Consider the following 23,963-nt stretch of genomic DNA (forward strand, 5'->3'; position numbering starts at 1 on the left):
GCTCATGGGTCTGTTCGACATGCTCAAAGAGAAGGCGACCGAACTCCTCCAAGGAGCCAAGGACCAGGCGGACGAGGCGACCGCGAACATCGACCCGCCAGCCGAGGACCTGTTCGACCAGGCCGTGGAACCTGTCACTGATGCCGGCCGAACCGTCACGGAGACCGCCGAAGGTGCGATAGACGAGGCCCGGGCTCCGGTCGACGACATCAAGGACAAGCTCACCGGTCCTGAAGGCGCGACGCCGGTCTGACAGGCTCCGTCACCGCCGACCGGATCAAAGCCTCGTGGTCGCGCGGCAGCGGGGCCAAACCGACTTCAGCGCCGGGCAGCCCGGCCGCCATGCGGGCGGCGCTGATCACCCCACCCGGTGCATCCAGATCAAGCAGGCTCCAGACCGATAGACCGATAGACCGATAGACCGATAGACCGATAGACGAACGCGGTCACCATCAGCCCGAGGGTGACCATGGTCAGGACCATCGCCAGGTGGCGCCGCCAGGCCGGGCGGCGCTCGGGACCCGTAGCGCCCTGCCGGTGCGCAGGCAGGTGGTCAGCTCGCGGCGCAGTGCGCCACGGCCCTGGACAAACAGGGCCTGGTAGATCGCCTCGTGCGAGATACGCATCGATTCATCATCGGGGAACTCCACCCGCAGGCGTCCAGCGATCTGCTCCGGGCTCCACGCGGTGGCCCACCGCCGATCCTGCCGGCGGCCGTGCCGCCGCCCCTTCCACCGCTTCGCGTCCGGTGCGCGGCCGGGCGTCCGTCGGGTCGGGTGATCGTGCCGTCCAAGCCGGCGAGGTCAGCGTTGGCGGGCAACAGGGCCCAGCAGCGCGGAGGCCAGGACCGACTTCCCACAGCCACTCTCGCCTACCAGGGCCAGCAGTCGCCCGGTCGTAGGTGTAGAACGACGGTCGAACGACAGTCCTTGTGTGCAGGTGAAATCACAGACAGCGATCGGTAAACCGCTGCGCGCGATCTTCACCGTGAAACTGTCGATCGCGGTGAGGATCTTGCGTTCCGGGAGGTGGATGAACAGATTGCCGGCCTGATGCCAGTCGCCGGTGTGGTCGAAGACGAACCGCTCGCCGTCGATGGTCAGCGCGTTGCTGGGGCCGGCGAAGGTTTCGTTGGGCAGCGGCCGATTGGGTCCGGCGGGCGGTCCGTAGGGGGCACCGGCCCGCCGGACGGATTCCCTGCCGCGGGCCAACAAACTCATAACGCCTGCGGGATGCGAACCGTGACACGGGTGGGGATCGGCGGCCAGGCGCCCTGGATGCGGCGTTACCCGGTGCCGCCTGACCAGGCGGTCGGTACCAAACGGCGGATCGGCACCGGGCGAGGCCATTCCAAACCTCAGAAGGGAACCACCGTGTAGCCGGCTGACGTCACCACCGCTTCGACTACAACTCGCCCTACTCCGAAGCCAAGCGGCAGTCACACGAGCTTTGCGCGCGAGACATGGCGGGGTGTCTGGTGGTGGTTTGGGGGGTCGGTGGCGTGGACAGGAACCGTTCGGACGGCCCTCTGGCGGGTGCGTTTGCGCAGGTCAGCGATTTGTGTCCAAAAGCGTTTCCATTTGCGCCCACCGACCGTCGCAGGCTCCATATCGGGTACGGGACCGGGGTATCTCGTAGTGCCGCTAGGAGGGCCACCGGAATCCGCTTGGCCGACGGGTGCACAGGTGGCCCTGTTTCCGAGCGAGGCCAGGGTTCACACTGAGAGGGTGACCAGTTCGGGCTGGGAACCGATCGTTCGCCGGCAATCGAGGGAAGCGGCGGACCGCGTTGTGCTGCCAGAAGGCGGGCGGCGATACGAATGGATCGGGCTTTTGGTCGCCCCGGCCGACGACGATGCTGTGCCAGTTATCTCGTCGACGCAGGCGATCGTGGCATTCGAGGCGGCCTGGGGGCGCCGCTGGGGCGGCGACGACGTACCTGAGGCCGCGCTGATGGTGGCCACGAACGGTGAGTTCTGTTTTGACCCCGGGCCTGGTCTGCGCTTTGCCGCTACCGTCAAGGATCGGCTGGTCTGGGTACTCACTTGGAGTCAGGTCCACGCTCTCGTGCACGGCAGAGGGGGGCGTCCTGCGGCGTACGGGCGCGACCCAGCGAAAGGACGGCTCGTTGACGGCACGGCGATCATCGACGCCACTACGGCAGATGTCCTGGCCGTCCTGGAGGACGGCTCCGAAGTGCCACCCTCGGCCGCCTGCCTGTAGGCGCCCCGGCCACCGCAGGGGTGGACAGACGCTCTTCGGGCGGCCCATGGGAGGGTGCGTTTCCGCAGGTCAGCGATTTGCGTCCGTTTGTGTCCACAGCCCCCCGACACGGCCATCCCGAATAGGGGGTACGGGTATCCCGGGCCTGCCCTGATTTGTGTCATTTGTGTCCAATGTGTCCACGGATCCAGGAGGCGCTCTGCGACAGGGCCGTGATGAGCAAGTCCTCTGGCCGGTCCCCGTCGTAGCGCCCCAGTTCGCCAATCATGGCCGCGATCCTGACACAGCACGTACGCAGCCGGCTACGGTCACGTCAAAGGGAAGGCGCCCCAACCCGCGAAGAGTTGGGGCGCCCATCGTCGTGTGCACTTCAGCTGCGGCTGGCTTCTGGCTGGCCGAGATCGACTGTCCCGCCCTCTCAACCTGCTCGACGTCGATGAGGTGCGAGGAGCTTCCGTTGCCAGGGGTCATCTGGATCTACCCTTCCTGTCGGGCCCGGCTGCATCCGGGCCGTGTGTTGTTGCTGAGCCCCGACCCTTCGTCATTGAGGGTCGGGGCGGCTTTGTGTTGGCCGGGTAAGGAGTCAGAGTCGTCCGGCGATGGTCACGCCGACGAAGAGCACGACCAGGGCGAGCAGAGCCCACACCGCGTTGCGGCTCATCGGATCCGCCGTGCAACGTGCTGCTTGTCCAGGTGGGCGAGCAGCTCACCCGAGCCGGTGTTGACACACCACGCACCGGCAGGCGCTCGACAGTGCGGGCACGGCCGCGACAGCACCCGGGCTGTCGTGTTCAGATCGGCCTGCGTGTAGCCCTGGTCGGCCAGTTGGCCGGCGTACACCCAGTCGACGATGCCGGTGTCGATGGCGTCGGCGTCCATTCCGTCCCTCCCCGTTGAGGACGGGTGCGGCGAGACGCCTCCGCCCGCCGCACCCAAGATGTTGGGCGTGGCGGAGCGGCCAGGACAGTGCGGGGACCAGAGCAGAGAGTCGACCGGCCGCCGCGCCACGGCCAGACGCTAAGAGGAATAGCGTGCGGAAAACCCGATGATTTCTTGAGATTTCTCACGAGGCGTCTGGTGATGTTCGACCTTGCTGCCTAACGTCGATGGGACAGCGCCATCGACAGAAGGCAGGGACCATGAAGATCAGATTCCTTGGCAGCGACAGTCAGGGCGGGGGCTGCCCGACGCTCTACGAACTTGAGTCCGGCGAGATCGTGGTTCAGGGGCAAAAGCTCACCGACCCTGAAGCTCTGGCGGGCGTCCGCGACGTGCTCGACGGCGAGGAGTTCGTAGTCGTGCCTCGCGAACTGCTGGATCACCATTGGGCACCGAAGAGGTGATCGTGGACAACCTTGTCAGCGGCGAGGCATTCCTCGACCTGTTCCGCCGGTTCGAATTCACGGCCTACCGGCTCGAGGTTCGCACCGCCTATGCGGTCCCTGACGAGGATGAGGGATACGCCCGCTTCCTCGCCGGCCAAGACCCTGGTCTGGATTGGTTCGAGCCGTGGCTCAACCTCATGAGAGAGCAAACGGGCCTGGGGAAGCGGATTGAGCGGGTGCGGCTCATCGACGATCCGCCATCGGACTATCTGCGGTTCGAATTGTGGGGCACACCGCACAACCTTGCCGCGGGCGAGGACATCCGTTACCTCGACCGCGGCGGAGCTGACCAGTTAGGGCTGCCAGGCTACGACTACTGGCTCTTCGATTCACGGCTGCTGGCCCGCTTGCAGTTCGGAGAACGGAACAGGTTCCTCGGCGTGACGCTTGACGAGCGTCCCGCGGAGGTTGCCCAGCACGGATACTGGCGAGATGCCGCTTGGCACCATGCCGAGAGCTTCAGCCGCTATATCGAACGGACAGCAACGCACGCGTGAGCACGAAATTCCAGACGGCACGGACGGCCCTCGGCGCGCGTCTTCGAGAGATGCGCGCCGAGGCCGGCCTTTCTGGCCGCGGCGTCGCCGAAGCGCTCGGCTGGCCACCCTCGAAGGTATCGAAGCTCGAACATGGCCGGCAGACCCCGACCAATGAAGACCTTGCAGCATGGGCACGGATCGTGGGTCAGCCGTCGGTCGAGGCAGAGCTCACCGCGAGACTGCGCTCCCTCGAATCGCACTACGCATCGTGGAAGCGGCAACTAGCGGCAGGCACCCGGGCCCGCCAGGAGGCGTGGCATGCCGATGAGCAGCGAACACGGATGCTTCGTAACTTCGAGGCAGCGTGTATTCCCGGCTTGCTGCAGACCGCAGACTATGCGCGGCACATGTTCATCCGAACCACCGCCTTACACAAGACACCTGCTGACGTCGAGGAAGGTGTCCGCGCACGGATGCGTCGGCAGCAGGCACTCTACGAGTCGGGTCGCACGTTCCAGTTCCTGATCTGGGAATCGGCCCTTCGCGTCCTGATCAGTCCACCGGATGTCATGGCCGGGCAACTCGACCGGCTCGCCGGTCTGATCGGAATGGGCACCCTCACACTCGGCATCGTCCCCCTCGGCGCTTCCCTCACCGTCGTGCCCACCCATGGATTCTGGGTCTACGACGAGCGGCTCGTCCGAGTCGAAACGATAGGCGCCGAACTCAAGCTCGTCGACGCAACTGAGATCGCCCTCTACCTCGACGTATGGCGTCAACTCGATGAGGCGGCAGCATACGGCGCGAGAGCACATCGCATTATCGCTGCGGCCAGAACCGCGCTCGACCCCGAGATCGCTGCCACGCCTGCATGACTTTGTCTCGCCGTGGACAAATCCGACGGCGTGCACAGCCGGTGCGGCATGATCAACGGACGCCCGGGGCAAGCCACCCTCGCCACTGCCGGCCGCGCCCGCGATGGTGGTGGGGCGGAGACGACGGAAAGGCACCCCGGGCGTTCCACGCTCGGCTAAGTTAAGCGCTTCGGTCAGTCTGACGTGGGTTTGGTGGCGCGGATGATCGCGGAGTGCATGCCGTCGGCGACCTGGTGTGTGGGTTCGACGGTTACGTCGATGAATCCGGCGTTGCGGAGGCCGTCTGTGTATTCGCTGATGGAGAGTGCGCCGGCGATGCAGCCGACGTAGGCGCCACGCTCGGCTCGGTCGGCTGGGGTGAGGTGGTTGTCGGCTACGACATCGGTGACGCCGATCCTGCCGCCGGGTTTGAGTACGCGGTTGGCCTCGGCGAACACCGCGGGCTTGTCGGTGGACAGGTTGATGACGCAGTTGGAGATGATCACGTCAACGCCTGCGGCGGGTAGCGGGATCTGTTCGATGTTTCCTTTGAGGAACTCGACGTTGGTCGCGCCTGCCTTGGCCTTGTTGGATTCGGCGAGGGCGAGCATTTCGTCGGTCATGTCCAGGCCGTACGCCTTGCCGGTCGGTCCGACTCGGCGGGCGGACAGCAGTACGTCGATGCCGCCGCCGGAGCCGAGGTCGAGCACTGTTTCGCCCTCACCGAGATCGGCGACTGCGAGGGGGTTGCCGCACCCGAGGCTGGCCAGTACCGCTTCGGTGGGCAGCTGCTCGCGGTCCTCGTCGTCGTAGAGCGTGGCGCCGAAGCCTTCCTCGATCTCGACCCCGCCGCAGCAGCTGTTGATCGCCGGTGGCTCGCTGCCGCAGCAGCTGGTGGTTGTCGTACTGGTCTTGTTGGTGACGGCGAGTGCGGAGGCCGCGTACCGCTGCCGTACATGCTCACGCAAGGCGAGCTGATCATCGTCGCTCACGGATCTGGTCCTTTCGCCGGTACCGCCTGTTTCGATGTCGGTCTAGATAGACAGTTTGCACACTGCTTTGACGAGCGTCAAGATAGACGTATGTCGAGGAAAGCGTTGCCGATGGTGGGAACGGTCGGGTGCTGCACCCCGCTGGCCGCTGCCCCGCTGAGTGAGGACGAAGCGGTCGATCTCGCCCGTGGGTTCAAGGCGTTGGGTGAGCCGGTGCGGCTGCGGTTGTTGTCGTTGATCGCGTCATTCGCCGGTGGTGAGGCGTGTGTGTGCGACCTGACCGACGCGTTCGAGGTGACCGGCCCGACGATCTCCCACCACCTGCGGGTGCTGCGCGAGACCGGGCTGGTCGAGTCGGAGCGGCGCGGCACCTGGGTCTATTACAGGGTGGTCCCGGCGAAGCTGGCCGCTTTGTCGGCGCTGCTACAGGTCCCCGTGCCAGCCGACGAGACGCCCCGCGCTAACGCGGTCGCGCGGTGAGTCAACCGGTGGCGCCGCTGGGGCGGCGGGTGTTGGCGGAGTTTGTCGGCACCGGGCTGTTGACTGGGACGGTCGTCGGGTCGGGAGTGATGGCGACCCGGATGTCACCGGATGATGTCGGGTTGCAGCTGCTGGAGAACACGCTGGCCACCGTGTTCGCGCTCGGGGTTTTGATCGTTGTCCTCGGCCCGGTTTCTGGAGGCCATTTCAACCCGATCGTCAGCGTCGCCGACTGGTGGCTCGGCCGCAGGGGCAGGGGCGGCCTGCGGCCCTGGGAGGTCGCCGCCTACGCCGCGGGTCAGGTCGGCGGAGCGGCCGGCGGGACGATCCTGGCCAATCTGATGTACGCGCTTCCTGCCGTCGCCTGGTCGGCCACCTCCCGGTCAGCTCCGCAGCTGTGGCTGGGGGAGATTGTCGCGACCGGCGGCCTGGTGCTGGTCGTGTTCGCACTCGCTCGTACCGGGCGGCAGGCCGTGGCTCCGGTGGCGGTCGCCGCCTGGATCGGCGCGGCGTACTGGTTTACCTCCTCGACCTCGTTCGCCAATCCCGCGGTCACGATCGGCCGCGCGTTCTCTGACACGTTCGCCGGCATCGCGCCAGGCTCAGTGCCCGGCTTCATCGTCGCCCAGGTCCTGGGCGCGATCGCTGGTGCGGCTCTGCTCGCGATGCTTTACCCCCGCGCCGGGCGCGCGGCCTCCGATGCTGTCATCCCTCAGCCTGAAACCGCCGCCGACGAGGTGGCCGCCCCTGCCGGGAGGCCGACATGAGCCCAAGCCAGGAAGACCTTGCCCTGCTCGACGTGGACGCTGTGCTCGACCGTGCCGCCGCCACCCTCGCGGCGAAGTACGCCGGCGTCTTCAACACAGAAACGGTCGAACGGTGCGTGCGCGAGTCCTACGTCGCACTGTTTCGTACCGCAAGCATCCGCACGCACCTCCCGGCGTTGGCCGAGCACTTCGCCGGCGACCGGCTCCGTGCCCTCGCCCAGGCTGGCGGCGCGATCGACAAGGCTGTCCCCGAGGTCCTGTTCCTGTGCGTCGAAAACGCCGGCCGGTCCCAGATGGCCGCCGCGCTGCTCGAGCACCACGCCGGCGGCCGTGTCCACGTCCGCTCCGCCGGCTCCCACCCGACCGCGGACGTCGAAGGCCCCGTCGTCCAGGTCATGCACGAGATCGGCCTCGACCTCGCCGAGGCCTACCCCAAACCGCTCACCGACGACGTGCTGCGCGCCGCCGATGTCATCATCACCATGGGCTGCGGGGACGCCTGCCCGATCCTGCCCGGCAAACGCTACTTCGACTGGCAGATCGACGACCCCGCCCACCAAGCCGTCGAGGTCGTCCGCGGCATCCGCGGCATCCGCGACAGCATCGACACCCGCGTCCAGTCCCTCCTCGCCGAGATCCTCCCCGCACCCACCGGAGCCGCATCATCATGACCACCGAGAAGCCGATCGTGCTGTTCGTCTGCGTCCACAACGCCGGCCGCTCCCAGATGGCCGCCGGGTGGCTGCGTCACCTTGCTGGCGAGGCCATCGATGTCCGCTCCGCGGGCTCCGAACCCGCGGAAACGATCAACCCGGTCGCGGTCCAGGCGATGGCCGAGGTCGGTGTCGACATCACCGACAACACTCCGCATCTTCTTGACGTCGACGACGTACGGGCCGCCGATGCCGTCATCACGATGGGCTGCGGCGACGCGTGCCCCATCTTCCCCGGCAAACGCTACGAAGACTGGCAGCTGGCCGACCCCGCCGGCCAACCGATCGACGTCGTCCGCGGAGTCCGCGATGACATCCGCGAGCGAGTCGAAAACCTCATCAAGGAACTCACCCACACCTCCGCCTGACGCCACGAATCCGGTACCAGGGTGGTCGGTGAGGGGGTTGGCCGGTGAGGGGTCACAGGCCGACCGCGGCGGGTGCTCCGCGGACGTGGGCGGCCAGCGGCCCCAGCACGTACTCGGCGTCGCGGCTGACCCCGCGCAGGGTGTTGGACGAGAACGAACGCTGGAACTCCAACCCCGCATACACCAGTCCCGGATAGGTGAGGGAGACCCCACCCGCGTGGAGGGGCGTGCCCTCCTGGTCGAGAGCACCCAGAGCGCGCAGGTAGCCCAGGCTCGGCCGGTAACCGGTGGCGAACACCACCACGTCCACTTGTTCTCGGCCACCATCGGCCCACACCACATCGTCGCCTGCGAACGCGGTGAACATCGGCCGCCGGTCGAACCGTCCGGACTCCAACGCGTCCCGGTATCTGCCGGTGTCCAGCACCAGGGTGCCGCCGACGATCCGGGCCAGCCACGCAGGCGGCAGATCATCGAAACCCAGGCTCGTCAGCCAGTAGTGCAGATCCTTCCCGCCGTGACGCTGAGGTAGGAAGGTCAGCGGAGCACGTGTGGCCAGCGTGACCGTGGCAACCTCGGCCAGCTCGTAGCCGACCTGGACGGCGGAGTTACCGCCTCCCACGACGACGACCCGCCTCCCCACGTACGGCTTGGGGTTGCGGTAGTCCGCCACATGCAGCACCTCACCCGCGAAGCCTTCACGGCCAGGCAACGTGGGCAGATGAGGGTTGGAGAAGGAACCGGTGGCCGCGACCACACCCGCCGCGGCGATCCGCTCGCCGTCAACGGTCTGGACGAGGAAGCCGGGACCGTATGGTTCCACCGTCTCGACCCTGGTGTTGGTGCGGATCTCGACGTCGAGGCCGGTGGCGTACCGCTCCAGATACGCCACCACCTCATCGCGGCTGGGGTATCGATCCGGATCGCCGCCAAACGCCACGCCCGGATACGCGCTGTACGCGGCGGGTGAGAACAACGTGAGACTGTCGTAGTAGCTCGGCCACGAGCCGACCGGGCGAGGCCCGCTCTCCAACACGAGCGGACGCAGCCCCGCATCACCTACGGCGCGTGCTGCGGCAAGGCCCGACTGGCCACCACCGACGATGACAACTGGGTCTATGGAGGTGTTCATGGCCGCGAACATATCATCACATCGGGATATGACGAAATGATGATTCGAGCTAGGGTAGGGCCAGATGGGAAGGGGAAGGGCATGGCTAAGCCGTTGACAGCACCCGGCGACAAGACGTCTCGGCGCGGGCCCGGCTGCGGTGAGGGGCTGGTCGAGCTCAACCCCACCACGCATGAGTTCCTCAAAGCACTGGCCAGCCCGACGCGACAGCGCATCATGCTGCTGTTCGCCAAAGGGGCGGAACTCTCCGTCAACGAGGTCGCCGAACGCGTCGGCATCGGCCAGTCCACCGCCTCACAGCAACTCGCCCTGCTCCGCCGCGGAGGCATCGTCACCTCCCGCCGCGACGGCAAAACCGTGTTCTACAGCGCCGACCGCGACGGCACCACCGCAGCCCTCACCGACCTACAGACCTACCTCAAAAACTGCTGCTAACCCCTCTCCTCCCTCCAGGGGAACAACCTGTGCCACCAACCAGACAAACTGACCCAACAAGCCAGACCTTGACCAGGCCGATCGGACTGCGGCTGTCGGTGCCTACATCGGCGCGGCGTACTGGTTCACATCCTCGATCTCGTTCGCCAACCCCGCCGTCGCCCTCGGCCGCGCCGTCGCCGACACCTTCGCCGTCATCGTGCCCGCCTCGGCCCCAACGTTCATCGGCGCAGCAACTCGACGGCTGGCCGCGGTCGCGGCGATCGCCTGGTGGTACCCCTACGCTGGCCGCGCCGCCGACACCCTCGTGGGTTCGCATGCCGACCAGGAGACAGCCCCCGATGACAACAGCATCCGGCCCGCGAGCAGCGATAGTCGCGATGACCGACCACCACGCCAGGCAGGTCCTCGACATCTACCGGCTCGGTATCGCCACCGGCCACGCCACGTTCGAAACCGAACCCCCCAGCTGGGAAGAGTTCACTGCCACCCGCCTGCCCGAGCACCGCCTGGTCGCCATCGACCCAGCCGGCCGGGTACTCGGCTGGGTGGCCTGCGCCACGGTGTCGGACCGGTGCGTCTACGCGGGCGTGGTCGAACATTCGGTCTACGTCCACCCCGACGCCCGCGGCCGCGGCATCGGTCGTGCCCTCCTCGACACCCTGATCGACTCCACCGAGCGGGTCGGGATCTGGACCATCCAGTCCGGCGTGTTCCCCGAGAACACACCCAGCCTCACCCTGCACGCCTCCTGCGGCTTCCGCACAGTCGGCACCCGCCAACGCATCGGCCGCCACCACGGCATCTGGCGCGACGTCATCCTCATCGAACGCCGCAGCCCCACCATCACCTAACCAACGAAGCACGACCGTAGGTGACAACCCAGCGTCCTGCTCGTCTGCGTTCACAACGCCGGCCGGTCCCAGATGGCCGCCGGCTGGCTCCGAACCCTCCGATCAGATCAACCAGCCGCGGTCCAGGCCATGCGGGAAGTCGGTAACGACATCACCGCCGAGCAGCCCGAGAAACTCGACCACGCCCTGGGCAGCAAACGCAAGGATCCCCACGTGCCCCTTGACGAGACCGATTGAGGTGCACCCAGGGCACTCAAGGCAACCCGGCCCCGTTACGGGTGGTGGCTGCGGGTGTGCCCACTGATTGTCGGGGTTGGCTGGACCGGGCCGCCGCCGTGTGGCTCTGTGATGACCGCGCGCACCGCCGGGCCGATCACAAAGGTGGACATGGAGAACATCACGGCGAAGATCGCCAGGGCGATGCTCGGTGCCCACCAGGTGGTGAACCTGCGCCGCAGTCGGATCAACAGCGGGAGCATTGCGGCCAGGCCGAGCGCTGCGAACAGCACCGTGCGCCATGGACTCCTCCCCGGCCGGGCCGGAGGGCTGTTCAACTGTCACTGGGAGCCTTCCTGTCGCCACGGACCGCGCTGGCCAGCGGCTGGTCGGTACTGCCATACCAGGCGGGGTTCGTCGACGCCGCGCTGGTTTGCGATAGGTGTCGTAGCGGATCGGGCCGTCGCGATGCAGGCCAGCGGCGGCGCCGATCGGGTCAACGTTTTCTGCGGACCAGGCGAAGAACTCCAGTCCAGGGCCAGTGGCCATGCCGGGGTTCGCACGCATGATGATCCGACCATTTGGCGTGAGCCATCCGGCCACCCAGCGCAGCTGGTATTCGATGACGTCGCGGGTGCCGAAATTGAGGCTGCCCAAGGCGAGAATCACATCAATCGACCCAGGCCGGATCGGGGCGTCGCGCAGATCACAAACCACGTCCGCGGCCGGGTTGATCAGGTTTCGACAAGGGCGTACCCACTATGGCGGAATTCCGCTAACGGAGAGCACCACCGCTGCGGGTGGAAGAACCGCGCCACGTCTGCCCACAGCCGCGCCGCAGGGACGTCACCACCCGTCGCGAAGGGCGCACGGCGTTCAGACACGGTGGTGGCCATCCGTGCCGATCAGTGCCGACCGGTGCGTGTCAGAAGGCTCGCCGGCAGCGTCGACCAGCAACGTCAACGCGTCAATGACCTCCGCACGCCGGTCGGTGGGGATGTTGCGCAGCAGTTTGGCGAAGCGTCCCGCCCGAGCTGTTGCCAGCTCCCCAGCCGCGCGGCTGCCAGTCTCGGTCAGCTCAAGCCAGATCAGCCGGCCATCACCGGCGCGCTTGCCCCGTCTCACCCACCCCCGGCTGATCAGCTGGTTGACCAGCCGGCTGACGCTGCTTTTCTCCAACCTGAGTCGCCCGGCCAACTCCGTCTGCGTCATCGGCCCATCCCGGTCCAGCTCGGCCACCGCATGCGCCTCCGACACCGGCACCGACTCCCCGCAAGGTGTGCGGTCGGGCTGGTGCAAACCGAACGCCCGCACGAACGTTGCGATCCGGCTCTGCAACGCCAACACCTCGGCGTCGTCTCCCTCAGTCATAGGTTCGACCATACAACCAACTAGTTCGACGATACAACTACCTGCCGCGCAGAGGCGCCGCACTGCCTGAGCGGCGCCTCGCACCTCGCCAAGCGCGCGGACAGGGACTGACCGACAAACCAGAATCGCGACCTTGACGAGACCGATTGGGCTGCACCCCGGCGTTATGAACGCGAGTGGCCTCGATGAACCTCCACGGGGCTGCTCGCGTTCAGAGCTTGTCACCGTGCCCGCGCGGTCGCGAAGTTCCTTATTGGTGGTTCGATCCGCCGATGGCCGGTCCGGATGGCCATAGGCGGTGAGGTCGTCTGGGCTGAGCGACTCGCGGTAGACAAGGGTTGAGGACATTGTGGATCGTGTCGTGATCGGCGTTAGTGAGGCTCGCGAACCAGTCCAACCCGGCGGGGTAGCCACAGGTAGGTGCAACTGCGGGTTAACCCCGCGGTCGGTGAGGAAGTCAGAGCTCTAGCGTCGGTCCAGTACGGCCAGGGCGTGCGCCCGGCTGTTAACTCCTCAGTGATGTTGAACGGCGCCAAGGTGACCGGCCGACTGCCTCCCGGAGGAGTTGTCGATCGCGACGAAGGAAACCGGCATGCTGTCGTGGCCGGCTTCAACCTTGAGGTCTTCAACCCACCATTCACAGTCTCGCGGTCTGGTCGCCGCCAGTCGGTCCTGCGGATCTCGCCCAGCGAGGCAACGAAGGTCAGGCCTGTCCGCGAGCACCTCGACTACGACTCCTGGGACGCCGCGAGTTCCATGGCGAGGAACGCTAGTGGCTTCGCCCTAGCGGTATGGCCCCAGAAATCAGGTCGACGCTAGAGCGCCGCGGAGGAAGCGCTCGAAGCGATCGGCGACATCTTGGACGGTGACATCGGGGGGTCCGAAGTAGTTGGCGCTTTGAGTCCAGGAGTGGAGATCGGGCTCGACCCGGGCTGCGGCTACGAGGTCCCACCAGCCGCGATCAGTCAACGGTGCGCCGATCTGCGCCTCATACGCTTCCAACACCAGATCGCCGGCGTCCAGCCCGAGCACCAGCGCGACGTTGAGTCGACAGAAGCACACCTCGGCCGCTGGCTGACCAGCCGCCGCGAGGGTCCAGTCCACGACCCCACTGAGTCGGTCGCCGACGAACAGCGTGTTGTGCGGGGCGACACCCCAACCGTGCCCGCGGACGCAGGGCGGACCCGTGGCAGGCCGCGGTCGCAATCCAGCGGGCCCGGTTCATGCTCATGCTGTGCGCCCGGCAGATCGGCAAGTCCGAGCTGATCGCGGCGCTTGGCAAGCGGCTGGATGACATGCCGGTAGGAGGTGCCAAGGATCACCCTGGAGATCGTGGCCTGGCTCACCCCGAACTCGCCCGCCAGCGACGGCTGTGACTGTATGCAAGACGGGCAGTCGTGGCCAAGACGGCGCCGAGGCAGCGCACCGAGCCACGACCGAGCGGGAAGACCGACCCCTCGCGCTGTCAACGACAACAGCGGTAACTGCGCCGGATCGGTTATCGCCATGAACGCGGGCCCGGAATGCCTCCTACGTAGCAGGTTGCTGGATGGTCAACTGTCGTTGGTGGAAGTCGAAGTGCTGAGTGCCGAAGTGGTAGACCTCGAGCAGGCTCATCTTGTCCGTGAAGAACGGGTCCCAGTCGACGGGGAAGTGCATGCCCCGCGCCAGGGCTTCGTCAGTCTCGTCGTCGAGGTTGCGGTGTAATGCCGCCACCGTTCGGTCGAACTTCCTGGTCAGTCGCGGGCCGTGGAACACCAGTGCGCCACCGCACGAGCCGAGGTAGTTCACGACGTGGAACGGTTTCGTGGTGGCGCTGAGCATGCGGGCAAACCGCCGACTGAAACCGTCCGGCAGTCGTCCGAGTGTTCGCACCAGCGGTAGCAGTCTTCGGACGATCATGTAACCGAACAGCATGTGGAACAGCAACTGCTGGTTCGTCCACCGGGTTCCCTCGGAGGCGCGGTCGAGGGCGGCGGGCGATGCCTGCAACACCAGTGCGTGGAAGGTCGCGCGCGCCTGCTCCATCTCCGCATGTATTGCCTGCCGGTCCATCTGCGGCTCACTCACCCATCAGGTCCAAGCCCCGCCAGCCGCAGGGCTGGCCCCAGTCTGCGCCGACGGACTGGAGTGTCAAGCGTCCTCGGTCAGGCGCCCGCAACCGGCGCCAGGATGCTGGCGAGGCCGGTCAGGGCGTCGCTCACTACTCGGTAGTAGGTGAAGTTGCCGACCCGGCGTTCGGGGACGACCAGGCCCGCCGCGGCGAGTTTGCGCAGATGGTGAGTGATCGTCGGCTGGGTCAGCCCGAGCGGTTCGGTGAGGTCACAGGTGCATGCCTGCATACCCGGGCTGGCCAGCATCAGGGACAGCAGCCGTAGCCGGGTCGGGTCCGCGATCGCCTTGAGTCGTACGGCGAGTTCCTCGGCCTGCTCGGCGGTCAGCGGCGCAGCAGTGAGAGGAGGGCAGCAGGCGGCCGCGGGCGGCACGGGCTGGATCACGGGCAGCGGCTTCGGCATGCCACCCATAGTGCCACGAGATAGGCAGCCATCTATCAGCTCTCCGGTGGCGGTGGCGAGCACAGGGGTCGCCGAAGAAAATTGAGATAGACACTTGTCGATGCGCTTCACATAGACGAGTATCTATCTCGTGGCGCCGGGGCAGTCCGGCGCAGGCGAAGGAGAAGGCTCATGCACCCCATCGTGATCGAAGCCGTGGCGCAGGCTCAGCGGGACGACCTGTTCCGCGCCGCGGAGGCACGGCGCCGGCCGGCACGCCTCGCCCGCCCCAACGGTTCCCGGCGTGCCAGGTTAGCCGGTGTATCGGGTGGTCTCCTGCGGGCCGTGGTGGCCCGGCGGTCCTCTGCAGCCGGAAAGTCTCCCGTCCCCTGCTGCGTCTGACCGACGAGCACTCACATCGATTACACCGATCCAACCAGGAGCATCCATGTCTCGGCTGCAGCTGGCCCTCAACGTCAACGACATCGACGCGGCCGTGGAGTTCTACTCCACGTTGTTCGACACCGAGCCGGCCAAGCGCCGCCCCGGCTACGCCAACTTCGCGGTCGCCAACCCGCCACTGAAGCTGGTGCTGTTTGAGAACCCCGAAGCCACTGGCACCCTGAACCACCTCGGCGTCGAGCGGGAGTCGATGGAGGAGGTCGAGGAGCAGGCCAACCGGCTCGAGGCTGCCGGCCTGACCCTGGACACCGAAGGCGACGTCGTTTGTTGCTACGCCCGGCAGGACAAGCACTGGGTCACCGGCCCGGACGGGCAGCGCTGGGAGAACTACGTCGTTCTCGCCGACGCCGGGGCCGATCTGGAGGGTAAGAGGACGGGCGACCTCGCTACCGACGGCCAGGGCGCCGAGGAGAGCGAGTTCGTCGAGGCAGGTGACGGCGGCTGCTGCGGCGGTGAGGGCAACACCTCGACCGCCGAAGGAGGCCAGCTGACTGTCGGGCCGGTCAACCGCGCTGGAGCGTGCTGCGCCAGCCAGCAACTCAGTTCCGCTTCCCATCGATCGTCCAGCTGCAACGGGCCCGCCTCCTAGGCTAGGAGGCGGGCCCGTCTGACGTCCGTTCAGGAACGCGCGAAGACCGGGGCGTCAGCAGGGTCGCTTGCGAGTCTGCGCGGCGTCCGCGCCTGCCGCGAGCTGGGCAACCTGGCCGGCCAGGGTGTGCAGCACCTCAGGGCGCAGCCGGTAGTAGGTGAACCGGCCGCACGGTTCGGTCTCGACCACGCGCGCGTCCCGAAGCAGCCGCAGAGCGTTGCTCACGGTGGTCTGGCCGGCACCGGTCTCTTCGACCAGGTGACACGTGCACAGCTGCTCCCACGCGAGCAACTCCACGATGCGGCGGCGAAGCGGGTCGGCGAGCACCTTGAACAGGACGCCGATCGAGGCATCAGTATTTGGTGATGTCATCATCGCTCGACGCCGGATACGCGGCAGGGGTAGGTCGCTCTGTCAATGATTCTGTCAATGAAACAGGGCCGCAGCAGGCCGGTCATGGCAGCTCAGGCAGGTGAACGTGCAGGTCAACACGCGTGAAGCTGATCATGGTTGGCGCAGCGCCGCTCTTGTAATCGGGCGGTTAGGGTTCGATCCCCAGGCGGCCCACCGCTTCTCACCTGCAGAAATCCTTGCGACAGCGGCAGAAGTGCTCGACCATCTGTCAGCGAGCGCCATGGTGGCGAAGCGTGGCCCGGCACGACGTACGCGTGGCTTCGTCCGATGTGACAACTCGTTCAGGCCTCGGACCGGACCACTGACGCCAAAGACCCGCCTACCTCGCCGAGTAGAACTCGCGACCGGCCGCGAGGTCGAGATTTGTACGCGACTGTTCGCGAAGGTCGATCAGCAGCGCGCCCGCTCGATGAAGGTGACTCTTGGCTACCCCAACGAGGCCTGGCAGCGGGTCACGAAGCCGATGAGCGGGCGCTGGAGGGATACTGCGCCTACCGACCGTTAGCATCCGATCTGCGCCATGCGGGGAATTCACCAGCCGAGATCGGCCAGCCGTGGACGTACCCGGTCGAGGACGTGGCGACACAGCCGGTCGGCTCGCCACCTCGTGCCGATGCGTGGCGCGGCCTGGAGCCAGTCGCCGATGTCCCACAGTGCGCGGCAGGCCGCAAAGGCTGGCAGGGCACGCCGCTCGTCGGTGGAGAGTGGGCGGAGGCCCTCGTAGCTGTCGATGTACGCCGTCCAGCGCTGCCAATCGTCGGGCGTCGCCTGGGGTTGTGGGTAGCGCGAAACCAGGTCGTAGGCTCGCCAGCCGTAGCCGCAGTGGTCGAAGTCGAAGAACACGAACTCACCCGCGGACGTGACGTAGATGTTGTCGTCGTGGATGTCGGCGTGGATGGGGCCGTAGCCGGCTGGATCGGGGTCCAGCTCGGCGAGAAGGATCTTCAGCTTTCCCGCGACGGCCTCGATCTCCGCGTAGTGCGGGTCGTCGGGTGCGCGGTGTGCGTCGATCGCGGCCAGCGGCATGTCGAGGAGAATCGCGGCGTCAAGGTGGTAGCGGCCACGCGTCGGCTCGAAGGCGTCCATGGCGTCGTGGAGGCGCGCCACCTGCGCTCCCAGTGCCCGGAGCTCGTCGAGGGTCATCGGCCGCTCGCTTCCCGGCCGGCCGGGTGCGAAGTCGAACAGCGCATAGAACCGGTTGCCCTCGGGGGCGTCGAGCCTGCCCGCGAGTTCACCGGTCGTCCGCCGGGAGGGCTGCGCCACCCCGATGCCGGCCGCCGCGAGATGCTCCAGGAGCTCGAGCTCGAAGAGCAGATCGGAGTCCGACCGCAGCCAGTACTTGTCGTGGGTGTAGACCCGAAGGACTCGTCGCGCACCCGTGCCGTCGGTGACGAGATAGGTGTCGTTGAAGCCGCGCTGCAGCAGCCGCGCCGTGACCGGCACCACCAGGTCGTAGTCCCTCGCGACCACCGTTGCCAGGTCGTCGGGATGGAGCAGCGAGCAGACCACGCGCATGAGCCGCGACGATACAGGATTCACTCGCCAAGCGGCTCCAGCCAGGGATGCAACGCCTAGATGGTGGTCGTCCTCGTACCCGCCCAAGCGGCAGGTCGTCGTGCGCGTGCTGCGTCAATCAGGTCGCCAGAAGCCTTCAGCAGCACAGCTCCCAGGGCGGCCGTTAGGCCGGCTGAGATCCAGGTTCAGAAGCTCCCTGAGCTACTCGAAGGCCGGCTCCCACAATGAGTGGCGCATCCGCCAGATAAACGCGGAGCCGATCGACACACGCTCAATGCCTGTCCAGGTCGTGATAACTGAATCTCGTGGTGTGGCCGCCCTTCTTAGCATGCGGCCATGGAGACGGGTGACCAGTTCGCAGATCCGTCCGTCGTCGCGGCGTACGCACACGCCCACCGATCCCGGCGCCCGTCCTTGACCGCTTGGTCGCGGTGGACCCGTCGCCAGCCGTGATCGCGGAGGGCTCTCTCAACGGGGTTGTCAACGAACCACAGTCATGAGCTGCCCAAAGTGCCATTCCTGACAGGGCCATGGCTAGCGTCGTCGCAGGTCAGCAACGTGTGGATGATGGCCGTCGCCTTTTGGATCTGATGATGAGGGGTCCGAGTCAGCGCGTCAGTCGCAGCGACCGCAGAATGCCTACCCTTTCCGGTCTGGCGCCGTCGCGGTAGGCCAGGTCATGTCGACGGCGAAGAATCCCGGTTGGGTCGACCTGGTCGGGTCATCTTGCTGGCGAGGATGTTGGCCGCGCGTTTGTCGGACTCGGGGACCCAGGCTGCGTAGACCCGCAGGGTGGTTGTACCGCCTCCGGCGTGTCCGAGCCGGCCGGCAACTGTTCGCAGGTCGACGCCCCCGGCTAGGAGTTCGGTTGCGGAGTAGTGCCGCGGGGCGTGGAGGTGGCTGTCGATTCCTTCGGCTGCGCAGGTTGCGGCGTAGCGGTGGCTGACGGCATCGGGATTGCACGGTCGGCTGTGGTCGGGCTGGTAGGAGAAGACGTACGCGTCATTATCTGGTTCGAGGCCGAGGGCATGGACGCGTTCCTCGTAGCGCTCGTGATGCGCGCGTAGGAGCTCACAGGTGTCTTCGCCGAGGGAGATCCGGCGAATCTGATGGGTTTTGGGGTCCTTCTCGATCCCGTCGACGTAGTTTCGGCGGATCTCCAGAACTCCCACGTCGAGGTGGACGTCACGCCATCGCAGTGCGACGAGTTCACCTCGTCGGATACCTGTCACCATGACGAGCCAGACGAGGGTGCCCCATGCTTCGTCCTTGTCCCAGGCCGCGGCCACGATTGTGGCGGCCTCCGCCGCCGACGGGGGTGATGGTTTTGGTCGGGGGAGGCGCGGCTTCTTTGCGACGGAGGCGGGGTTGGTTGGGATCCAGTCCCAGCGGACCGCGGTGCTTAATGCGCCGCTGATGATGAAGTGCAGCTGCCGGACAGTGGATGCCGCTAACGGCGTGCACACATGGGGCTTGCAGTCGATCACCCGGCAGCGCACAGCGGCGCAGTCGTGATCTCGTTTGCGACGGTGACGTACCTCGCCGCATTCGTGTGGCCCGTCCACGGCATGCTCGACATACGGTTTCCCGGCGCACCGCCGTCGGCAACGACGTAGCTGCGCATAGAACTGCTCGAGTGTCTGGGCGCTGAGCTTCGCGATAGGGACGTCGCCAATCGCGGGCTTGATCATCCGATCGGCGTACTCCCGGTACTTGTTCAGCGTTACCGGATCGGCTTCGTGCACCTCGAACCAGGCATCGAGTGTGTAGGCCAGCGTCGCCTTCCCGTCGCCTTCGTTGATGCGGTGCGCTGCCGATCAACCTGCGCCAGCAGCCGGGTCCGGATCTTCTCGACCTCGCGCTCGTCACGGGTCGACTCGGTGAGGTAGGTGTCTTGCCAGTCAGCGGATCCGGTCCGGCGTAGACCAACACCTGGTAGGAGTTACCCCGCTTGCGGACGAAACCTCGCGTACGCCGCTGGGAGCCAGCTTTCGCCACCATGCCGACAGTCTAGTCATTGACATTGCCATTGACAGGCTCTGCAACATGCCCGGACTCCGGTGGGGATCTGCCCAGGTCAGACGGGGTAGGGCGGGCGGGACTCGAACCCGCGACCCAGGGATTATGAGTCCCATGCTCTAACCGGCTGAGCTACCGCCCCCAGCAGACCGCTGCACGTTGTCGCGCGATGAGCCTAGCCGTCGCTGCCCTCGCCGCGCTCAACCGGGCCCACCACTGACCCGAGTCTGCCAACTACAGCCTGACACCTTCTGTACGCCGACCTGCTGTGCCACCGTGTGATCAACAACTCGCCGTTCGGGACGTCGCCGTGACGCCCGGGCGACCCGGTCTCGCAGGGGGAGGTGGCAGCGTGTCCACTGGCTCGGCAGCGGCCAGGGGTTCCGCGACGTTCGCGGGATCCGCGGTGCGGATTATGTACGTCCGTCACGGCGAGGACGTCGCGACCGCTTTGCGCCACCTGTCGCACCGGGCGGTGGAGCACCCACTGACGGACAACGGTCGCGAGCAGGCTCAGCGGCTCGCAAAGACCCTTGCCACGCAGGGCTGGCAGTTCGACGAGGAGATCATCACGTCCCCAGCACGTTCTGCCTGGGAGACCGCCCAGATCCTCGCCTCCACGCTCGGCCTGCGCGTCCTGACCGACGAACGCCTGCGCGAGATCGACGTCGGCAGCCTTGACGGGCGTGGTGACGCCGAGGCGTGGGAGGCGTACATCGAGATCATGCGCCGCTGGTCGGCCGGCGAGTGGTCGCGGAGGTTCCCCGAGGGGGAGAACCTCCGCAACCTCGCGAGCCGGCTGCGCGGGGTCCTGCTCGGCGTGGCAGCGACCGCGGCAAGCAGGGGGTCGGCAATACCGAACATTTCGACGACGCGTACCCCGCCGACGGTGCTCCTCGTGGGCCATGGCGGAGGGTTCCGGGCCGCTCTGCCGTACCTGGTCGCCAACGTCGCCGATGCCTACCCACACGACGACCTGGCCGGCTGCTCGGTGTCGCTCATCCAGGCGACGCCGGCCTCCCGCCCCTCTGTCCTGCGGCTACTCGGCTGGGGCCTTACGACGTCCGCCGTGCTCGAGCGCTGACGGGACAGCAACAGCGACAGGCGGGCAGTTGATCAGTTGCCGCTGCGGATCATGGCGCGGATGCCGACGGTCAGCCCGACGGCGGCGGTGGCAAGTGCCGCGACCCAGCCCAACGCCACCGTTGAGGAGACGAGTTCACCTTCGAACAACGCGCGTTCAGCGTCAACGACGTACGCGAGCGGATTGAACCCCGCCGCCACCCGCATCCAGCCCGGCCCGGTCTCGAGCGGGAGCAGCATGCCGGAGAGGATCATGAGCGGGAAGATCAGCGTCTGCTGGACCACCCAGAACATCCACTCCTGTTTGCGTACGGCGATCGCGAGCGCGTAGCTGAAGGAGCCGAGCCCGATGCCGAAGACCGCCAGCATCGCGAGACCGGCGAGGGCGCCCGCGGGGTAGAGCCGGAAGCCGAACGGCATCATCACCGCGATGATGATGACCGCCTGCCCGGCCAGCGGCACCATCTCCTTGAGCGAACGACCGATCAGGAGCGAGGGCCGGGACAGCGGCGTGACCAACATGCGTTCGTGCGCACCGGTCTGGAACTCGAAGAGCAGGTTCGAGCCGGTCGCCGACGTACCGAAGAGGGCGGTCATCACCAGGATCGCCGGCACGAACCACTGCCACACATTGCCCCCGATCGTGCCGCCGGCCTGCCCACCGAGTGAGCCGACGAGCAGCGGACCGAAGAGCGCGAGAAACACCAGCGGCTGGATCATGCCGAAGACCAGAGAGAACGGATCTCGCAGCACCGGTCGGAGTTCGCGCATCATCACGATGCCGGTGTCGCGGAGAAGATTTCGCTGTGCCGGCCGCGGGAGCGTCTTACGCGTCCGAGCCGGCGACGGGGCGGGTGCGGGTGCGGGTGCGGGTGCGCTGGCAGTACTCATGCGGCGTCCTTTCGGGGAGCGGAGTCGGGGGCGGCGGTCGACTGGTCGGATCCGGCCTCGCGCAGGCTGCGCCCGGTGAGCGTGAGGAACACGTCGTCGAGCGTGGGCCGGTGGACCTGCGCCGTTGTGATGCGTACGCCGGACTGCTCGGCCGCGCGCATCAGTTCCGGTAACGCACCCGGCCCGTCGCTCACCCGCGCCTCGACCCGCGCGGCCGCCCCGTCCGTAACGAGGTCGCGGGCGCCTGGTAGCTGGGACGCGAGCTGAGCAAGCCGGTGCGCGGCATCCTCAGTGGTCGTCACGACGATCCGGTCACCGGCGAGGTTCGCCTTGAGCGTCTCCGCGGTGTCGTCCGCGATCACCTCGCCGTGGTCGACGATGACGACCCGCTCGGCCATCGAGTCGGCCTCGTCCAGATAGTGGGTGGTGAGCACGATCGTCATGTCGTACGCCGTGCGCATCGCGAGGATGTGCTCCCAGAGGTTCGCGCGGTTCTGCGGGTCGAGACCAGTGGACGGCTCGTCGAGGAAGAGCAGCGACGGAGCGTGCACCAGTCCCATCGCGACGTCGAGACGCCGGCGCTGCCCACCGGACAGGTCCGAGACCTTACGCGCGGTGAGTTCCTTGAGATCGAGGGCTTCGAGGAGTTCATCGCACCGCTGGCGGGCCGCGCGCCGATCCAGGCCGTAGATCACGCCCTGGCTGTACAACTCGTCGCGGACCCGCTGCGTGTGACCCGCGCCGTTGCCCTGACCGACGTACCCGATCTGCCGGCGTACCTCCGCGGGCTCGGCGACGACATCGTGACCGGCGACCGTGGCGGTACCCGAGGTCGGCGGGATCAGGGTGGTGAGCATGCGCATCGTGGTCGTCTTGCCGGCGCCGTTGGGGCCGAGTACGGCGACCAGTTCGCCGGGTTCGATCTCCAGGCTGATGCCCCTGACCGCGTGCACGGTCTGGGTACGGCTCACCACGAAGTCCTTGGTGAGCGAGCGGGTACGAATCACGGGTTCTCCCAGGTAGATCAGGGCTGTGCTGCGAACGTGGCCGACATTCGCAGGCGTAGCGGTCAGCTTCTGTCCGCTACCTGTGGAACCCTTGGGCTCATGCTCGAGACCTCGGCACGACTGCTCGCGCTCCTGTCGCTGCTCCAGACCCGGCGCGACTGGCCCGGTGACGCGCTCGCGGAGCGCCTCAAGGTCAGCGCCCGCACGGTGCGCCGCGACGTCGACCGCCTCCGCGAACTCGGCTATCCGGTCAGCGCGACCAGGGGGCCCGAAGGCGGCTACCGCCTCGACGCCGGCTCGGAGCTTCCGCCGCTGCTCTTCGATGACGAGCAGGCGGTGGCGGTGGCCGTGGCCCTGCAGACCGCGACGTCGAGCGTGGTCGGGATCGAGGACGCCGCGCTACGGGCCCTCGCGACCGTACGCCAGGTGATGCCCGCCCGGCTGCGGCATCGGGTCGACGCGCTGCAGGTCACCACGGTCAGCCGGGGCAGCGGCAGCGTTCGGGAGCGTCCGCGCGTCGACACCGAGCACCTCCTCGCGATCGGGACCGCCGTGCGCGCGCGTGAGGTGCTGAGGTTCGACTACGACGGGGGTTCGGGGGAGGTGGTGCGCTCCGCCGCCGGGGAGTTCCGCCCGCCGCGACGAGTGGAGCCGCACCACCTCGTGACGTGGGGCGGGCGGTGGTATCTGATCGCGTGGGACGTCGATCGGGCTGACTGGCGTACGTTCCGGGTCGACCGGATGACACCGCGTACGCCGACGGGGCCGAGGTTCACTTCGCGCGAGCTGCCGGCACCCGACGTCGCGACCTACATCGCGCGGCAGTTCGAACGCAACGAATGGTCGTGCCAGGGCGAGCTGATCCTGCACGCGCCGGCCGCGGTCGTCGCCCGGTGGGTACGCGAGCAGGGAGTTGTCGAGGAGTTGGGGCCGGACCGGTGCCGCGTGATTGCCGGCTCATGGTCGTGGGTCGGGCTCGCGGCCTGGATGGGGTTGTTCGACGTCGACCTGGAGATCGTCGGGCCGGACGAGCTGCGCGAGGCCGCCGCCCGGCTCGGCCAGCGCTACACCGCGGCGGCGGAGGCAGACGGTCAGTTTCCTTCGGCAGAGGTCGGGGAGGAGCGCAGGAGCTGAACCGGGCAGGAGCGGGGCAGTACCTCGTTACGCAGGAACGCCATGGGGAAGTTGATCAACGGTCCGCAAAACGGGCACTTCCCGCA

30 protein-coding genes, 1 tRNA gene and 2 pseudogenes are annotated in these 23,963 nt (G+C 67.2%); 16 read left to right on the top strand and 17 right to left on the bottom strand.

The features are described 5' to 3' along the window. Window positions 1-4 precede the first annotated feature (4 nt). The gene (locus tag B141_RS0110615) at window positions 5-253 is read left to right on the top strand and encodes a hypothetical protein (protein ID WP_020575143.1); all 249 of its coding nucleotides are present in this window, start codon (window positions 5-7) and stop codon (window positions 251-253) included. 256 nt (window positions 254-509) lie between these two features. Here B141_RS0110615 and B141_RS47255 read toward each other — a convergent pair. Next, window positions 510-749: pseudogene (locus B141_RS47255) on the bottom strand (IS30 family transposase); the annotation flags it as partial. Window positions 750-803: 54 nt separating this feature from the next. Continuing rightward, a complete protein-coding gene (locus B141_RS50635; protein WP_020575145.1) occupies window positions 804-1,220 on the bottom strand; it encodes a hypothetical protein in 417 nt (138 codons plus the stop codon). Window positions 1,221-1,790: 570 nt separating this feature from the next. Here B141_RS50635 and B141_RS0110630 point away from each other — a divergent pair. After that, on the top strand, window positions 1,791-2,222 hold the full coding sequence (locus tag B141_RS0110630) for a hypothetical protein (protein ID WP_020575146.1): 432 nt from the start codon (window positions 1,791-1,793) through the stop codon (window positions 2,220-2,222). A gap of 657 nt (window positions 2,223-2,879) precedes the next feature. Here the strand turns inward: B141_RS0110630 and B141_RS0110640 are convergent. Then, window positions 2,880-3,101: a zinc finger domain-containing protein gene (locus B141_RS0110640; protein WP_020575148.1), complete on the bottom strand. Its 222-nt coding sequence runs from the start codon at window positions 3,099-3,101 to the stop codon at window positions 2,880-2,882. A gap of 260 nt (window positions 3,102-3,361) precedes the next feature. Here B141_RS0110640 and B141_RS47265 point away from each other — a divergent pair, with 260 nt between their 5' ends. From B141_RS47265 to B141_RS0110655, 3 genes are read left to right on the top strand one after another with little or no spacing between them, the layout of a single operon-like run. Then, a complete protein-coding gene (locus B141_RS47265) occupies window positions 3,362-3,565 on the top strand; it encodes a hypothetical protein (RefSeq protein WP_084678220.1) in 204 nt (67 codons plus the stop codon). Further along, a complete protein-coding gene (locus tag B141_RS0110650) occupies window positions 3,547-4,104 on the top strand; it encodes a DUF6879 family protein (protein WP_020575150.1) in 558 nt (185 codons plus the stop codon). The genes B141_RS47265 and B141_RS0110650 overlap by 19 nt, the downstream gene beginning before the upstream one ends. Then, on the top strand, window positions 4,101-4,961 hold the full coding sequence (locus B141_RS0110655) for a helix-turn-helix domain-containing protein (protein ID WP_020575151.1): 861 nt from the start codon (window positions 4,101-4,103) through the stop codon (window positions 4,959-4,961). Before B141_RS0110650 ends, B141_RS0110655 begins: the two co-directional genes overlap by 4 nt. Before the next feature lie 173 nt (window positions 4,962-5,134). On the opposite strand, the gene arsM is transcribed toward B141_RS0110655, so the two are convergent. After that, window positions 5,135-5,932, bottom strand: a complete 798-nt coding sequence (arsM, locus tag B141_RS0110660) for an arsenite methyltransferase (RefSeq protein WP_020575152.1) — start codon at window positions 5,930-5,932, stop codon at window positions 5,135-5,137. Window positions 5,933-6,022: 90 nt separating this feature from the next. Here arsM and B141_RS0110665 point away from each other — a divergent pair, with 90 nt between their 5' ends. The 4 genes from B141_RS0110665 to B141_RS0110680 are packed head-to-tail and all read left to right on the top strand — an operon-like array spanning window position 6,023 to window position 8,260. Then, entirely contained in the window at window positions 6,023-6,412 is a 390-nt protein-coding gene (locus tag B141_RS0110665) for an ArsR/SmtB family transcription factor (protein WP_040420938.1), read from the top strand. After that, a complete protein-coding gene (locus tag B141_RS0110670) occupies window positions 6,409-7,179 on the top strand; it encodes an aquaporin (protein WP_020575154.1) in 771 nt (256 codons plus the stop codon). Before B141_RS0110665 ends, B141_RS0110670 begins: the two co-directional genes overlap by 4 nt. After that, window positions 7,176-7,850: an arsenate reductase ArsC gene (locus tag B141_RS0110675; protein WP_020575155.1), complete on the top strand. Its 675-nt coding sequence runs from the start codon at window positions 7,176-7,178 to the stop codon at window positions 7,848-7,850. The genes B141_RS0110670 and B141_RS0110675 overlap by 4 nt, the downstream gene beginning before the upstream one ends. Next, the gene (locus tag B141_RS0110680; protein WP_020575156.1) at window positions 7,847-8,260 is read left to right on the top strand and encodes an arsenate reductase ArsC; all 414 of its coding nucleotides are present in this window, start codon (window positions 7,847-7,849) and stop codon (window positions 8,258-8,260) included. Before B141_RS0110675 ends, B141_RS0110680 begins: the two co-directional genes overlap by 4 nt. A gap of 52 nt (window positions 8,261-8,312) precedes the next feature. Here the strand turns inward: B141_RS0110680 and B141_RS0110685 are convergent, their stop codons facing one another. Then, window positions 8,313-9,392: a flavin-containing monooxygenase gene (locus tag B141_RS0110685; protein ID WP_040420965.1), complete on the bottom strand. Its 1,080-nt coding sequence runs from the start codon at window positions 9,390-9,392 to the stop codon at window positions 8,313-8,315. Window positions 9,393-9,473: 81 nt separating this feature from the next. Here B141_RS0110685 and B141_RS0110690 point away from each other — a divergent pair, with 81 nt between their 5' ends. Next, window positions 9,474-9,827, top strand: a complete 354-nt coding sequence (locus tag B141_RS0110690) for an ArsR/SmtB family transcription factor (RefSeq protein ID WP_020575158.1) — start codon at window positions 9,474-9,476, stop codon at window positions 9,825-9,827. A 102-nt stretch (window positions 9,828-9,929) separates the two neighbouring features. On the opposite strand, the gene B141_RS52225 is transcribed toward B141_RS0110690, so the two are convergent. Further along, window positions 9,930-10,052: a hypothetical protein gene (locus B141_RS52225; protein WP_020575159.1), complete on the bottom strand. Its 123-nt coding sequence runs from the start codon at window positions 10,050-10,052 to the stop codon at window positions 9,930-9,932. Window positions 10,053-10,168: 116 nt separating this feature from the next. Here B141_RS52225 and B141_RS0110700 point away from each other — a divergent pair, with 116 nt between their 5' ends. Both B141_RS0110700 and B141_RS48610 read left to right on the top strand, forming a co-directional pair. Beyond that, the gene (locus B141_RS0110700) at window positions 10,169-10,681 is read left to right on the top strand and encodes a GNAT family N-acetyltransferase (protein ID WP_040420939.1); all 513 of its coding nucleotides are present in this window, start codon (window positions 10,169-10,171) and stop codon (window positions 10,679-10,681) included. A gap of 72 nt (window positions 10,682-10,753) precedes the next feature. Beyond that, window positions 10,754-10,858 (top strand): annotated as a pseudogene (locus B141_RS48610) (heat-shock protein HtpX); the annotation flags it as partial. A gap of 95 nt (window positions 10,859-10,953) precedes the next feature. Here B141_RS48610 and B141_RS0110710 read toward each other — a convergent pair. The 3 genes from B141_RS0110710 to B141_RS0110720 all read right to left on the bottom strand — a co-directional run bounded on the left by B141_RS0110710 (window position 10,954) and on the right by B141_RS0110720 (window position 13,372). Continuing rightward, a complete protein-coding gene (locus B141_RS0110710) occupies window positions 10,954-11,190 on the bottom strand; it encodes a hypothetical protein (RefSeq protein WP_020575162.1) in 237 nt (78 codons plus the stop codon). Window positions 11,191-11,773: 583 nt separating this feature from the next. Then, complete coding sequence (locus B141_RS40005; RefSeq protein WP_020575163.1) at window positions 11,774-12,268, bottom strand: MarR family winged helix-turn-helix transcriptional regulator; 495 nt, start codon at window positions 12,266-12,268, stop codon at window positions 11,774-11,776. 804 nt (window positions 12,269-13,072) lie between these two features. Then, window positions 13,073-13,372, bottom strand: coding sequence for a hypothetical protein (locus B141_RS0110720; protein ID WP_020575164.1), 300 nt, complete (start codon window positions 13,370-13,372; stop codon window positions 13,073-13,075). Between the two features lie 119 nt (window positions 13,373-13,491). Between B141_RS0110720 and B141_RS49165 the strand changes: the two genes are divergently transcribed. After that, window positions 13,492-13,644 (top strand): hypothetical protein, encoded by a 153-nt coding sequence (locus B141_RS49165; protein WP_157180933.1) that lies wholly within the window; start codon window positions 13,492-13,494, stop codon window positions 13,642-13,644. A gap of 154 nt (window positions 13,645-13,798) precedes the next feature. Here the strand turns inward: B141_RS49165 and B141_RS0110730 are convergent, their stop codons facing one another. After that, window positions 13,799-14,338, bottom strand: coding sequence for a DinB family protein (locus B141_RS0110730; protein ID WP_237742674.1), 540 nt, complete (start codon window positions 14,336-14,338; stop codon window positions 13,799-13,801). 77 nt (window positions 14,339-14,415) lie between these two features. Further along, window positions 14,416-14,784, bottom strand: a complete 369-nt coding sequence (locus B141_RS0110735) for an ArsR/SmtB family transcription factor (protein WP_157180934.1) — start codon at window positions 14,782-14,784, stop codon at window positions 14,416-14,418. Window positions 14,785-15,211: 427 nt separating this feature from the next. On the opposite strand from B141_RS0110735, the gene B141_RS46750 reads away from it, so the two are divergent. After that, window positions 15,212-15,814, top strand: a complete 603-nt coding sequence (locus B141_RS46750; RefSeq protein WP_020575168.1) for an ArsI/CadI family heavy metal resistance metalloenzyme — start codon at window positions 15,212-15,214, stop codon at window positions 15,812-15,814. Between the two features lie 54 nt (window positions 15,815-15,868). Here the strand turns inward: B141_RS46750 and B141_RS0110745 are convergent, their stop codons facing one another. From B141_RS0110745 to B141_RS0110760, 4 genes are all read right to left on the bottom strand, one after another. Beyond that, window positions 15,869-16,189: an ArsR/SmtB family transcription factor gene (locus B141_RS0110745; protein WP_026257098.1), complete on the bottom strand. Its 321-nt coding sequence runs from the start codon at window positions 16,187-16,189 to the stop codon at window positions 15,869-15,871. Between the two features lie 570 nt (window positions 16,190-16,759). Beyond that, the gene (locus tag B141_RS0110750; protein ID WP_020575170.1) at window positions 16,760-17,743 is read right to left on the bottom strand and encodes a phosphotransferase enzyme family protein; all 984 of its coding nucleotides are present in this window, start codon (window positions 17,741-17,743) and stop codon (window positions 16,760-16,762) included. Window positions 17,744-18,420: 677 nt separating this feature from the next. After that, entirely contained in the window at window positions 18,421-19,488 is a 1,068-nt protein-coding gene (locus B141_RS47270) for a site-specific integrase (RefSeq protein ID WP_202805731.1), read from the bottom strand. A gap of 342 nt (window positions 19,489-19,830) precedes the next feature. After that, window positions 19,831-19,904: transfer RNA gene (locus tag B141_RS0110760), tRNA-Ile, on the bottom strand. A 210-nt stretch (window positions 19,905-20,114) separates the two neighbouring features. On the opposite strand from B141_RS0110760, the gene B141_RS0110765 reads away from it, so the two are divergent. Continuing rightward, the gene (locus B141_RS0110765; protein ID WP_157180935.1) at window positions 20,115-20,846 is read left to right on the top strand and encodes a histidine phosphatase family protein; all 732 of its coding nucleotides are present in this window, start codon (window positions 20,115-20,117) and stop codon (window positions 20,844-20,846) included. Between the two features lie 32 nt (window positions 20,847-20,878). Here B141_RS0110765 and B141_RS0110770 read toward each other — a convergent pair whose 3' ends face one another. Both B141_RS0110770 and B141_RS0110775 read right to left on the bottom strand, forming a co-directional pair. Beyond that, complete coding sequence (locus B141_RS0110770) at window positions 20,879-21,736, bottom strand: ABC transporter permease (protein ID WP_020575175.1); 858 nt, start codon at window positions 21,734-21,736, stop codon at window positions 20,879-20,881. Next, complete coding sequence (locus B141_RS0110775) at window positions 21,733-22,743, bottom strand: ATP-binding cassette domain-containing protein (protein ID WP_020575176.1); 1,011 nt, start codon at window positions 22,741-22,743, stop codon at window positions 21,733-21,735. Before B141_RS0110775 ends, B141_RS0110770 begins: the two co-directional genes overlap by 4 nt. A gap of 99 nt (window positions 22,744-22,842) precedes the next feature. Here B141_RS0110775 and B141_RS0110780 point away from each other — a divergent pair, with 99 nt between their 5' ends. Next, window positions 22,843-23,877, top strand: coding sequence for a helix-turn-helix transcriptional regulator (locus tag B141_RS0110780; RefSeq protein WP_020575177.1), 1,035 nt, complete (start codon window positions 22,843-22,845; stop codon window positions 23,875-23,877). The last annotated feature ends 86 nt before the right edge of the window (window positions 23,878-23,963 follow it).

Source organism: Actinopolymorpha alba DSM 45243 (assembly GCF_000373925.1).
GTDB lineage: Bacteria > Actinomycetota > Actinomycetes > Propionibacteriales > Actinopolymorphaceae > Actinopolymorpha > Actinopolymorpha alba.